Here is a 12,167-nt window from a genome sequence, read left to right on the forward strand (position 1 = left end):
TTGCTTATGCAAATTGCAAATGTTAGCGTTAACATCGCTCAAACCACAAGTGCTGCGACTTTCTGGTGCTATGTTGGCAGAGGTAGAACTGAAGGAGCCCGTCGATGGTTTCACGCGTAATTCCGGTTAACCCGTTCGATCTGGTGCTGTTCGGAGCGACCGGCGATCTGGCGCAACGTAAAATTCTGCCGGGCCTGTATCACCGCTTTGAGGTCGGGCAGATGCCCGAGGACGCCTGTATCATCGGCTCGGCGCGATCGGACATGGACAGTGATGCGTTCCGCGATCAGATACGCGCCTCGATGGCGGAGTTTGCGCCGGAATTCAAAAAGGACGTTCTGGATCGCTTTCTCAGCCGGGTCTCGTATGTCCCTGTTGATGCGTCAGGCGATACCGGCTGGTCGAATTTGGCCAAAGCATTGCGCCCTGACGTCGTGCGAGCGTTCTATTTGTCGGTGGGGCCTGGCTTGTTTTCGGGCATTGCGCACCGGCTGAACCAACACGGGTTGGCCACATCAGACAGCCGCATCGTGGTGGAAAAACCCTTTGGTCATGATCTGGCGTCCGCCAAAGCGTTGAACGAGGGGCTGCGTACCTGCTTCGAAGAACATCAGATTTACCGGATCGACCACTATCTGGGCAAAGAGACGGTTCAGAACCTGATGGCCCTGCGTTTTGCCAATTCCCTGTTCGAACCGCTATGGAACTCGACCCATATTGACCACGTACAGATCACGGTTGCTGAAACTGTGGGCGTTGAAGGGCGCGGCGCTTATTATGACCAGTCCGGTGCCATGCGGGACATGATTCAGAACCACTTGGTACAGCTTTTGTGTCTGACGGCGATGGAACCGCCGTCGAAATTTGCGCCCAACGCTGTGCGCGATGAAAAGGTCAAGGTGATCGAAGCGTTGGAGCCTGTTGAGCAGAAAGATATCGCGCGCGGCCAATACCGCGCCGAACACGGGCAGGGTGGTTATGTCGATCACGTTGGCAACCCCGGCAGTCGTACGGAAAGCTTCATCGCGCTGAAGGTACATCTGGGCAACTGGCGGTGGGCGGGTGTTCCGTTCTATCTGCGCACCGGCAAGCGGCTGCGGGCGCGGGAATCCGAGATTGCCGTGTTCTTTCGTGACCCGCCGCATACGATCTTTCCGAATGTTGGCCCGCTGCACGGGAACGTGCTAGTGATCCGCCTGCAACCGGACGAGGGCATCACCCTACGCACCACCATCAAAGATCCAGGCCCAGGCGGGTTCCGCCTGTCTGATGTGGCGCTGGACATGAGTTTTGCCGACGCTTTGGGCGTCGAGGCCAGCGCGCCGGATGCCTATGAGCGGCTGATTATGGACGTCATACGTGGCGACCAGACCCTGTTCATGCGCGGAGACGAGGCCGAGGCCGCCTGGGCTTGGGTCGATCCCATCATTCAAGGCTGGGAAGATCGCGGCGATCGCCCGGCACGCTATGATCAGGGCAGTTCGGGCCCCGAAGAAGCATTGATGCTGATGCACCGCGACGGACGTCGCTGGCGTCAGATCGGAGGTTAACCATGGTTCATTCTGTTATCACTGACGTCACCCAGCGGATCATCGACCGCAGCGCCGACCTGCGTGGCCCGCATCTGGAACGGATGGAACAGGCCAAATCCAAAGGCCCGGCTCGCGCGCATCTGTCCTGCAGCGGTCAGGCCCATGCTTATGCTGGGGCGGGGACAGATCAACAGGCGATGGCGACCGGCGCCGCCGGAAACCTTGGTATTGTGACCGCTTATAACGACATGCTTTCAGCTCACCAGCCGTTTGAACGCTACCCTGGCCTGATCCGCGATGCGATCCGCACTGCCGGTGGCACTGCGCAAGTTGCAGGTGGTGTACCTGCCATGTGCGACGGCGTCACCCAAGGCGAGGCCGGGATGGAGCTGTCGCTGTTTTCGCGCGATGTGATTGCATTGGCCACGGGCGTCGCGCTGAGCCACAATACCTACGACGCAGCTGTTTTCCTTGGCGTTTGCGACAAGATTGTTCCCGGTCTGATAATTGGGGCGCAGGCCTTCGGCCATTTGCCCGCCGTGTTCCTGCCCGCAGGCCCGATGACCAGCGGCCTGCCCAATGATGAAAAGGCCAAGGTGCGCCAGAAATTCGCTGCCGGAGAAATTGGCCGCGATGAGCTTATGGCCGCCGAAATGGCTGCTTATCACGGCCCTGGCACCTGTACCTTCTACGGTACTGCCAACACCAACCAGATGCTGATGGAGTTCATGGGGCTGCACCTGCCGGGCTCTAGCTTCATCAATCCGAACACGCCGCTGCGGGATGCCTTGACCGAAGAGGGTGCGCGCCGTGCCCTGTCACTCAGCGCGTTGGGCAATAACTACACGCCGGTTTATCAGGTGTTGGATGAGCGAGCCTTCGTGAATGGCATCGTCGGGCTGATGGCTACCGGTGGCTCGACCAACTTGCTGATCCACCTGATCGCAATGGCACGGGCGGGTGGTATCGTTTTGGATTGGCAGGATTTTTCCGATATTTCCGCCGTCGTCCCACTGGTCGCGCGGGTCTATCCCAACGGTTTGGCGGATGTGAACCATTTCCATGCAGCTGGTGGTTTGGGGTATTGCATCGGCACGCTGCTCGACGATGGGCTTTTGCACCCGGACACCCTGACAGTCGCAGGGCAGGGCCTGCACAATTACACCAAGGAACCCAAGCTGAAAGACGGCGATCTGGTCTGGGAAGAGGGCGCGGGCCACAGCCTGAACGACAAGATTGTCCGCCCCGCCAAAGATCCTTTCCAGCCCACCGGTGGACTGTCACGCCTGACTGGCAATCTGGGCACCGCCGTTATGAAGGTTTCCGCAGTCGCGCCCGAACATCAGATCGTCGAAGCGCCCGTGCGTGTTTTCCATGATCAGGCCGAGGTCAAGGCGGCCTTCAAGGCGGGCGACTTCACCGGGGACGTGATCGTTGTGGTCCGCTTCCAGGGACCAAAGGCCAATGGCATGCCCGAATTGCATTCACTGACGCCAATCCTGGCGATCCTCCAGGGCAGGGGCCAAAAGGTGGCGTTGGTCACGGATGGCCGTATGTCAGGTGCCTCGGGCAAGGTTCCCGCCGCGATCCATGTCTGCCCCGAGGCGCTGGAGGGCGGTGCAATTGCCTATCTCCAGGATGGTGATGTGCTGCGCGTTGACGCAGTGAAAGGCGAATTGGAAATCCTCACTCCGGGTGTGTTGGATCGCACCCCGGTCACTGCGGATCTGTCCGCCAATCAGCACGGGGTCGGACGGGATCTGTTCGCCGTATTTCGCAACAACGTCGGGTCTGCCGACGCGGGTGCTAGCATTTTCGGAGTGTAATCTTCATGTCAAAAACCCAACGAACCCGCGAAATCTGCGAGCTGGCACCTATCGTTCCGGTTCTGGTCGTCGACGATGCCGCGCAAGCCCGGCCTTTGGCCGAAGCGTTGGTGGCAGGTGGCTTACCCGCCCTGGAGGTGACCTTGCGCACTCCGGCGGCACTGGATGCCATCCGGGCTATGGCGCAGGTGCCCGGTGGGGTGGTGGGCGCTGGCACGCTGGTCACCCCCGAAGACGTACGCGCCGCAAAAGAGGCAGGCGCGCAGTTCGGTGTTTCGCCCGGCGCAACAGACGTATTGATTGCAGCGTGTGAGGCCGAAGGCCTGCCTCTGCTGCCCGGCGCGGCCACGGCCAGCGAGGCGATGCGCCTGCTGGAAAAAGGCTATGACATGCTGAAGTTCTTCCCCGCTGAGGCCTCTGGCGGCGCGCTCGCGTTGAAAGCCATCGGCGCGCCGCTGCCGCAGATCACGTTCTGTCCGACGGGTGGTGTTTCGCCAGCCAATGCCAGCGATTACCTGTCGTTGACGAATGTCGCCTGCGCTGGCGGCAGCTGGGTTGCGCCCAAACAGATGGTGCAGAGCGGTGATTGGGCCGGGATCGAAGCCCTTGCGCGTGACGCCTCAAAGCTGATGGATTGACGCGGCTTTTTGCTGCGCTAGGTTGGGCGTCAATTCAAACAGGTTGATCCCATGACAAACCATCTCTCTCTTGCGCAGGGGCGCGAATATCTGGCGATTCCCGGACCCTCGGTCATGCCTGACGCTGTGCTTCAGGCCATGCACCGCCCGTCACCCAACATCTATGACGGCGAGCTGATCGAGATGGTGCCGACCCTGACACGCGATCTGAAACGCGTGGCGGGCACGGATCACAACGTCGCCATCTATATTGCCAACGGCCATGGCACTTGGGAAGCAGCCCTGTCCAACGTTATTGCAGCGGGGGAAACGGTGCTTGCCCCGGCCTCGGGCCTGTTCACCCACGGATGGGCCGAGATGGCGCGCGGAGTTGGCGCCGAGGTCGAGCTGATCGATTTCGGTGCATCCTCGCCTTGGGATATGGATCGCATCGCCGATAGCCTGCGTGCTGACACGGCTCATCAAATCAAGGCCGTGCTGGCGGTTCACGTGGACACGTCCAGTTCGATCCGCAACGATATCCCGGCGTTGCGGGCGTTGCTGGACGATCTGAACCACCCGGCGTTGTTGATGGCGGACTGTATCGCCTCGCTGGGCTGTGATCGATTCGAGATGGATGCCTGGGGCGTCGATGTCATGGTGTCGGCCTGCCAAAAGGGGTTGATGACCCCGGCGGGCGTGGGATTTGTGTTCTTCAATGACAAAGCACAGGCCAAACGGGCAACGATGCCGCGCGTCTCGCAATACTGGGACTGGCAGCCGCGTGTGAACCCGCAGGTGTTTTACCAATACTTCAACGGCACCGCGCCGACGCATCATCTGTATGGTCTGCGGGCAGCGCTCGACATGATCCATGCTGAAGGGATCGAGAATGTCTGGGCTCGCCATGATCACCTCGCCAAGGCCATCTGGGCGGCATGCGAGGTCTGGGCAGAAGGTGGCGCGCTTGAGATAAACGTATCCAACCCCGGCCATCGCAGCCACGCGGTTACCGCCTTGCGTCTGACCGATGGGCGGGGAACACCACTGCGCCAGTATACCGAGCGCCAGCTGGGCCTGACCCTTGGCATTGGGCTGGGCATGGAGGATCAGAACAGCTGTTTCCGTCTGGGGCATATGGGCCACGTGAACGGCCAGATGGTCATGGCGATGCTGGGAGGGGTGGAAACCGCCATGGCCGCCCTGAACATCCCGCGCGGCTCGGGTGCGCTTGAGGCCGCAGCTGCCGCGTTGGCCGCTGAACCCTCCAAAGCCCGGGTCAAATCGTGGCCTTCGCAGTGGCCAGCGCCTTTGGCAGAGCTGCAGCAAAGGCATCCAGATCCGTAACCGTACCACAGCTGACGCGGATACAACGGTTCTGTGGGGCGGCAAAGGGCATGCGCACAAATATCCCTTGTGCCACTAACCCCTCAAGCACCGCTTTGGCAAACGCTCCATCGCCACCGCAATCAATCGCCACGAAATTGGTGGCCGAGGGCAAGGGTACCAAGCCGTTTTCCCGTGCGATCTGGCCGATCCGGTCGCGTGCCTTAGCGATCTGTGCCTGAACTTGCGACAGCCAGTTGGCATCCTGCAAGGCCGCCAAGGCCCCCGCTTGTGCAGCCCGGTTCATTCCGAAATGGTTGCGGACCTTGTTGAAAGCTTCGATCAATCCCGGCGCGCCGATCGCATAGCCAACCCGCGCCCCGGCCATGCCATACACCTTGGAAAATGTGCGCATCCGGATCACACGCGGATCATCGGCTGAAACCGGGGCTGCGGTGCCTTCTGGCGCGCATTCCACATAGGCTTCGTCCAGCACCAGCAGGCATCCTGCAGGCAGGGCCTCCATCGCGGCCAGGATATCCGCGCCTTGATGCCAACTGCCCATTGGGTTGTCGGGGTTCGCCAGATAGACCAGTTTTGCGTCCACCTCGACGGCTTTGGCAAACAGCGCCGCGGGGTCCTCGTGATCGTCACGATAGGGCACCTTGTGCAACGCGCCGCCAAACCCGGCCACGTGGTAGTTGAAGGTCGGATACGCCCCGTCCGAGGTCACAACTGTATCGCCGGGGCCAACCAGCAACCGCACGAGATAACCCAGCAGGCCATCAATGCCTTCTCCGACCACGATGTTTTCCGGCTTTACACCGTGATGATCGGCCAGTGCATGTCGCAGGTCGTGGCTTTCGGGGTCACCATATTTCCAGATGTCCGTTGCTGCCATCGCCTCGATAGCGCGGGGGGAAGGGCCAAAGATGCTTTCATTCGCCCCCAGCCGGGCGACAAAGGGCGCGCCGCGCTGACGTTCCTGCGTTTCCGGCCCGACAAAGGGCACGGTTGCAGGCAGTGACAGGGCAAGCGGAGTGTAGCGTGGGTCAGTCATGGTGCGAGATAACCCCATACCCACTCGTCAGACAACCATCTGCGACGCGCAGCCAGAAGTGCCCCAACGTTGAGGTGGAACTTGGCAGACCTTCCGGGCATGGTTGGGTCAACAAGATCAGGAGGCCCGCATGACCCGCGTATCCGTCGAGTACAAAGACCACATCGCCCATGTCACGCTGACGCGCGGCGACAAGATGAACGCGCTGGACGACGCGATGATCAAGGCGTTGCTGTCTGCCGGGCAAGAGGTCGCAGCCTCGGACGCACGCGCCGTGGTCCTGTCGGGCGAGGGCAAGAGTTTTTGCGCCGGGCTTGATATGGCCAGCTTTGCCAAGATGGCGCATATGGACCCGACTGAGTGGCTGATGACCCGCAGCCACGGGGATGCGAATGATATGCAAGAACTTGCCCTGATCTGGCGGCGTGTTCCAGTTCCGGTGATCTGCGCCATTCAGGGCGTTGCTTATGGTGGCGGGCTGCAAATCGCGCTGGGCGCGGATATTCGCATCGCACACCCCGACGCCAAGCTGGCGGTGATGGAGATGAAGTGGGGCATTATTCCCGACATGGGTGGGATGGTTTTACTGCCACATCTGGTGCGCTCGGACGTACTGCGCCTGCTGACCTACACCGCGCGTCCCATCGGCGCGCAGCAGGCGGCGGACTGGGGGTTGGTGACGAAACTGTCAGACGATCCACTGACCGAGGCATTGGCGCTGGCCGAAGACATCGCGGGCAAAAGTCCCTCGGCCATTCGCGCCGCCAAGCGCCTGATCGAAGTGGCCGAAACCAAGACCCGCGCCGAGGTTCTGTTGGAAGAATCCGCCGAACAGGTCGAACTGATCGGAAAACCTGATCAGATGGAGGTTGTGATGGCGCAGATGCAGGGGCGAAAACCTGAATTCAAGTAGCTAGCGCATAAAGGCCCGTCGCGCATCTCGGGCCATGTTGTACCGCATCTCCAAATCGGCGATGCGCGCCATGGCAGCTTTACGTGCATCTGCATCGGTCAACTCGGCGTAATCCTTTCGGGCGGCATCAAGCTTTTTCCTGATCTCGAACTCTTCCGGCAGCACACCGGCCTGCGCCATGATCCGGTGCCCGGCGGCGATGGCCGGATCACTCTGCGCCTCACCCGACCGATCCGGCAATGGTTTGCCTTCACCCTCGAGCCCCTGCAACTGGCCCTCGGCCTGTGCCTTTTTGATCTGGCGTTCGATCAGTTTTCCAAGCGATCCGAGCATGGTCAAACTATATCCCAAGCCGAGTGAGCACCGCTAGCGAATTCGCTTCGTGACCAGATACGCAATGCCACCAGCCAGCAAACCCCAGACTGCCGCGCCCAGACCAAAGACCGAGATACCTGAAGCAGTGATGGCAAATGTCAAAATAGCGGCTTCCCTCTCCGCTGGAACATCAAGCGCTGCGTGGGTGGCGTTGGCAAGCACTCCGATCAACGCAATCCCTGTCAGGGTGCCCATCAGCAGCGGATCAGCATGTACGGCAAACCCGGTGATGGCCACCGCGAATACACCAAACAGGCAATAGAATACGCCTGCCATCACCGCCGACCAATACCGTTGGGCCGGGTTTGGGTGGCTGTCTTCGTTGGAACACATGGCGGCGGTGATCGCTGCAAGGCAGGTGGCCGGCGCCCCAAACGGGGCCGACAGGATGCTGGCCGAACCGACCGAAGAGAACAACCTGCCGGGGGCGGGTGTGTAGCCAAAGCTGCGCATCACCGCGATACCGGGGATGTTCTGCGTGGCCATGGTGACAATGAACAGCGGCAGGCCAATACCGACGGCAGAGGCCAGCGAGAAGGTTGGCATTGTCCAGACCGGTGCGGCGACAAGATGGGTTGGCGTGACGGGCGTGTCGCCCGCATTCAGAACCACAACAATTGCTGCGGCGACAACCGCTGCCGGAACCGCAAACAAGCGGTTCACCCGCCCTGCGATGAACCAAGTCAGGATCACCGGCAAAGCCTGCCAGGGCAGTTCAACAGCGGCCTTGAAGGGCAAGATGCACAGGGGCAACAGAACACCACCCAGCATTGCCTGCGCCAATGTTGTCGGGATGGCCGCCGCCAACCGTCCCAAAGGTCGCCACAGCCCGGCCAGCACGGTCAGCGCTCCCGCGCACAGGAACGCGCCGACCGCGTCAGAAAACCCTGCTGCAGGCATCGCGGACACGGCCAACAGCGCAACGCCCGGAGTGGACCACGCAACGCTGATGGGTTGCCGGTACCACAAGCTGAGACCGATGGCCGTCACTCCCATGGCAATGGCCGCCATCATCAGGCCCGACGCGGAGTCCTGCGCCGAGGCCCCCATGGCCGCCAGTCCCTGCAACACGATAGGGAAAGAGCTGAAGAACCCGACAATGGCGACCACCAGCCCGGTTGAGATGGTTTGGATCGGGGGGAATGCGCGTGCCATCTGAGACCTCGGGGTTATATCCGCCTTTGCTAGCAAGGGCTTGCAAGTGGGGGCAAGGGCCGTGTGTGCAAAAGTAAACCCCACCGTGGCAAACGCGGCGGGGTTTGGGATTTGAGTATTTTTGAAAAGATGAATATTAGGCGATTTCGGCTAGGCGGGCCAGCGCCTCGTTCAGCTTTTCTTCTTCCTCTTCGCGGGCGGCGAGATTGGCCTTGGCTTCGGCAACAACCTCCTCCGGGGCCGAGGCCACGAATTTCGGGTTGTTCAGACGTCCACGCAGACCGCCCAGTTCTTTAGCCAACTTGCCCTTGGCTTTTTCCAGCCGTTCCTTTTCAGCACCGATGTCGATGATATCCGCCAGTGGCAGGCCGAAAGTGGCGCCCGGTGCGGCAATGGAAATCGTTCCTTTGGGTAGGTCGTCGACCTTGGTCAGGCTGTCGATCCGTGCGAGACGCTTGATCAGCGCCTCGTTGCGGTCCCACGCTGCCTGTCCGTGGGCGTCGATCTCGGTCACCAACATCGGCACATAGAGCCCTGCGGGAACCCGCATCTGCGCACGGGCCGAGCGAGTATTTTCAATCACCGAAATTACCCAGTTCATCTCACGATCCGCATCAGCGTCGATCAGGTCGGCGGCGGCGTAAGTCGGCCAGTCGGCGTGGACGACCATCTTGGCGCGGTTGCCGGTTAGACCCCACAGTTCTTCGGTGATGAAAGGCATAATCGGGTGCAGCAGGACCATGCACTGATCCAGAACCCAGCGCATTGTGGCGCGGGTTTCGGCTTGCGCCTTGGCGTCATCGCCTTGCAACAAAGGTTTAGAGAGTTCCACATACCAGTCGCAGACCTTGCCCCAGACAAAGGCATAGAGCCCATTGGCCGCGTCGTTGAAGCGGTAGCTTTCCAGCGCCGCGTCGACCTCGGCCCGCACACGGGCGGTTTCGCCGATGATCCAGCGGTTGACGGCGGCTTTGGGTTTCAAGTCGGCTACGTCCAGTTGCGGCACGGCGTCGGTGAAGACCTCGTTCATCTCGGCAAAGCGGACGGCGTTCCACAGTTTGGTGCCAAAGTTGCGATAACCGGTGATGCGCTCGCGGGACAGTTTCAGCACGCCGCCAATCGCCGCCATCGAGGCGTTGGTGAAACGCAGCGCGTCAGCGCCGAATTCGTCGACGATCTCCAACGGGTCGATGACGTTGCCGGTGGTTTTGGACATCTTCTTGCCCTTCTCGTCACGGACGAGCTGGTGCAGGTAGACGGTGTGGAACGGAATCTGATCGACCACGGCCAGCTGCATCATCATCATCCGGGCGACCCAGAAGAACAAGATATCGAAGCCGGTGATCAGCACATCCGTGGGGAAGTAGCGCTCCAGTTCCTCGGTCTGCTCGGGCCAGCCCAGGGTGCCGATGGGCCAGAGACCTGATGAGAACCAGGTGTCGAGGACGTCGGGGTCGCGCCACACCGGATAGACAAGCTTGGTCGGGTCTTGGTCGACAGCGTATTGAGCAAGGCTTTCAGCGAACTGATGGATCGCTTCCTGTTTGTCTGCGACTTCGATAACGGTCGCGTGGCTCAACGGGCTGGGGATGTTGGCATTGTCGTCGAGGAATTTTTCTGTAACGGCCTCAAGGCTCGCCGCGCATTCCATGACATTTCCACGGTGCAGCATGCCGCCTTCGTTCAGCAAACGGCCTAACTCGACCAGATCAAGATCGCCGTCGTTCTCGTCGTCTTTGAACCCTTCTGCGGACAGGTCGATCCCATACCAAACCGGAATCTGGTGCCCCCACCACAGCTGACGCGAGATGCACCAGGGCTCGATGTTTTCCAACCAGTGATAATAAGTCTTCTCGCCTGACTCGGGGATGATCTTGACCGTGCCGTCTTTGACCGCGTCCAGCGCGGGGCCGACAACCTTTTCGGCGTCGACGAACCACTGGTCGGTGAACATCGGCTCGATGACAACTTTCGAGCGGTCGCCGAAGGGCTGCATGATTGGTTTGCTCTCGACCAGCGGGACCAGCTTGTCGGCACCTTCATGCTCGGGCTTCAGCGCGGTCGAACCCAGACGTGCGTCATCGGCGCGGCACAAGACGGCCAGTCCATCGGCGGTGATTTCTTCGACCACTTTCGCGCGCGCCTCAAACCGGTCGAGGCCACGCAGGTGATCAGGGACAAGGTTGATTGCGTCGATTTCGTTCTCGGTAAATTTACGCCCACGCGCGTATTCCTGCGCTTTCCCTGCTTCGTCTGCGTAAGGGGCGCCATCGGCCCGCATCGCGCCTTTGGTGTCCATCAGACGGTACATCGGAATGCCGCCGCGCTTGGCAACCATGTTGTCGTTGAAGTCATGCGCACCGGTGATCTTCACCGCGCCCGAGCCGAAATCGGGATCGGGATAATCGTCGGTGATGATCGGAATCTGGCGGCGATGCTCCTTCGGGCCAACCGGGATTTCGCATAGTTTTCCAACGATTGGCGCGTAACGCTCATCCGACGGGTGAACCGCAACCGCGCCGTCCCCCAGCATGGTTTCGGGCCGCGTGGTGGCGATCGAGATATAGTCGCGCTCCTCGCGGAAAGTCACATTTCCATCTTCATCTTTTTCCAAATACTCATATGTTTCACCGCCCGCCAAGGGGTATTTGAAGTGCCACATATGACCCGCGACCTCGATATTCTCGACTTCAAGGTCCGAGATCGCGGTCTCGAAATGCGGGTCCCAGTTGACCAGTCGCTTGCCGCGATAGATCAGGCCCTTTTCGTACATGTCGACGAAGACCTTGATGACTGCGTCATGGAAATTGGCGGAGTTCTCGTGCCCCGTGCGTGGATCGCCCGCCGCACCGGCCATAGTGAAGGCATTGCGCGACCAGTCGCAGGATGAGCCCAGACGCTTCAACTGCTCGATGATCGTGCCGCCGTATTCGCCTTTCCATTCCCAGACTTTCTCAAGGAACTTCTCACGGCCCAACTCGCGCCGTCCGGGCTGTTGGGTCGCAGCCAGCATCTTTTCCACCTGCATCTGGGTGGCGATACCGGCGTGGTCCTGACCCGGTTGCCACAGCGTGTCGAAGCCACGCATACGGTGCCAGCGGATCAGAATGTCCTGCAGCGTGTTGTTGAAGGCGTGGCCCACGTGTAGCGCGCCCGTCACGTTGGGCGGCGGGATCATGATGGTAAAGCTTTCGTCGCGCGATTTGTTTGCGCCTGCCTTGAAGGCTCCGGCCTGTTCCCAGGTCTCGTAAATGCGGGCCTCAGCCTCGGCCGCGTTGAATGTCTTTTCCATCACCATGGGGTGCGTCCTGCGTCATCAATCTTGGGTCAGCGCCTGCAATAACGAATGCGCAGGGGAAGGGG

9 protein-coding genes are annotated in these 12,167 nt (G+C 60.6%); 5 read left to right on the forward strand and 4 right to left on the reverse strand.

The window, feature by feature from the left end:
* Positions 1-104 precede the first annotated feature (104 nt).
* Genes zwf through ACR0B0_RS18570 form a run of 4 tightly spaced genes read left to right on the forward strand, consistent with a single transcriptional unit; the run spans position 105 to position 5,322 of the window.
* On the forward strand, positions 105-1,550 hold the full coding sequence (zwf, locus tag ACR0B0_RS18555; protein WP_480649059.1) for a glucose-6-phosphate dehydrogenase: 1,446 nt from the start codon (positions 105-107) through the stop codon (positions 1,548-1,550).
* Between the two features lie 2 nt (positions 1,551-1,552).
* The gene (gene edd / locus ACR0B0_RS18560; protein ID WP_170351385.1) at positions 1,553-3,358 is read left to right on the forward strand and encodes a phosphogluconate dehydratase; all 1,806 of its coding nucleotides are present in this window, start codon (positions 1,553-1,555) and stop codon (positions 3,356-3,358) included.
* A 5-nt stretch (positions 3,359-3,363) separates the two neighbouring features.
* The gene (gene eda, locus ACR0B0_RS18565) at positions 3,364-3,996 is read left to right on the forward strand and encodes a bifunctional 4-hydroxy-2-oxoglutarate aldolase/2-dehydro-3-deoxy-phosphogluconate aldolase (RefSeq protein ID WP_480649061.1); all 633 of its coding nucleotides are present in this window, start codon (positions 3,364-3,366) and stop codon (positions 3,994-3,996) included.
* Positions 3,997-4,047: 51 nt separating this feature from the next.
* On the forward strand, positions 4,048-5,322 hold the full coding sequence (locus ACR0B0_RS18570) for a pyridoxal-phosphate-dependent aminotransferase family protein (protein WP_170351381.1): 1,275 nt from the start codon (positions 4,048-4,050) through the stop codon (positions 5,320-5,322).
* On the opposite strand, the gene ACR0B0_RS18575 is transcribed toward ACR0B0_RS18570, so the two are convergent.
* Complete coding sequence (locus ACR0B0_RS18575; protein WP_170351379.1) at positions 5,255-6,361, reverse strand: pyridoxal phosphate-dependent aminotransferase; 1,107 nt, start codon at positions 6,359-6,361, stop codon at positions 5,255-5,257. The two genes, ACR0B0_RS18570 and ACR0B0_RS18575, sit on opposite strands and share 68 nt — an antisense overlap.
* 130 nt (positions 6,362-6,491) lie before the next feature.
* Between ACR0B0_RS18575 and ACR0B0_RS18580 the strand changes: the two genes are divergently transcribed.
* Entirely contained in the window at positions 6,492-7,274 is a 783-nt protein-coding gene (locus ACR0B0_RS18580) for a crotonase/enoyl-CoA hydratase family protein (protein ID WP_480649063.1), read from the forward strand.
* Here the strand turns inward: ACR0B0_RS18580 and ACR0B0_RS18585 are convergent, their stop codons facing one another.
* The 3 genes from ACR0B0_RS18585 to ACR0B0_RS18595 form a co-directional block, all read right to left on the reverse strand.
* A complete protein-coding gene (locus ACR0B0_RS18585) occupies positions 7,275-7,607 on the reverse strand; it encodes a DnaJ family domain-containing protein (RefSeq protein WP_170351377.1) in 333 nt (110 codons plus the stop codon).
* A gap of 33 nt (positions 7,608-7,640) precedes the next feature.
* Complete coding sequence (locus ACR0B0_RS18590; protein ID WP_170351376.1) at positions 7,641-8,804, reverse strand: benzoate/H(+) symporter BenE family transporter; 1,164 nt, start codon at positions 8,802-8,804, stop codon at positions 7,641-7,643.
* Positions 8,805-8,940: 136 nt separating this feature from the next.
* Entirely contained in the window at positions 8,941-12,102 is a 3,162-nt protein-coding gene (locus ACR0B0_RS18595) for a valine--tRNA ligase (protein WP_480649065.1), read from the reverse strand.
* Positions 12,103-12,167 lie beyond the last annotated feature (65 nt).

Source organism: Ruegeria sp. BA12 (assembly GCF_056539625.1).

Bases quoted from the DNA above. Each gene is read 5' to 3' on its own strand.
- zwf (WP_480649059.1), top strand. From the start codon at position 105: ATGGTTTCACGCGTAATTCCGGTTAACCCGTTCGATCTGGTGCTGTTC.
- edd (WP_170351385.1), top strand. From the start codon at position 1,553: ATGGTTCATTCTGTTATCACTGACGTCACCCAGCGGATCATCGACCGC.
- eda (WP_480649061.1), top strand. From the start codon at position 3,364: ATGTCAAAAACCCAACGAACCCGCGAAATCTGCGAGCTGGCACCTATC.
- ACR0B0_RS18570 (WP_170351381.1), top strand. From the start codon at position 4,048: ATGACAAACCATCTCTCTCTTGCGCAGGGGCGCGAATATCTGGCGATT.
- ACR0B0_RS18575 (WP_170351379.1), bottom strand. From the start codon at position 6,361: ATGACTGACCCACGCTACACTCCGCTTGCCCTGTCACTGCCTGCAACC.
- ACR0B0_RS18580 (WP_480649063.1), top strand. From the start codon at position 6,492: ATGACCCGCGTATCCGTCGAGTACAAAGACCACATCGCCCATGTCACG.
- ACR0B0_RS18585 (WP_170351377.1), bottom strand. From the start codon at position 7,607: ATGCTCGGATCGCTTGGAAAACTGATCGAACGCCAGATCAAAAAGGCA.
- ACR0B0_RS18590 (WP_170351376.1), bottom strand. From the start codon at position 8,804: ATGGCACGCGCATTCCCCCCGATCCAAACCATCTCAACCGGGCTGGTG.
- ACR0B0_RS18595 (WP_480649065.1), bottom strand. From the start codon at position 12,102: ATGGTGATGGAAAAGACATTCAACGCGGCCGAGGCTGAGGCCCGCATT.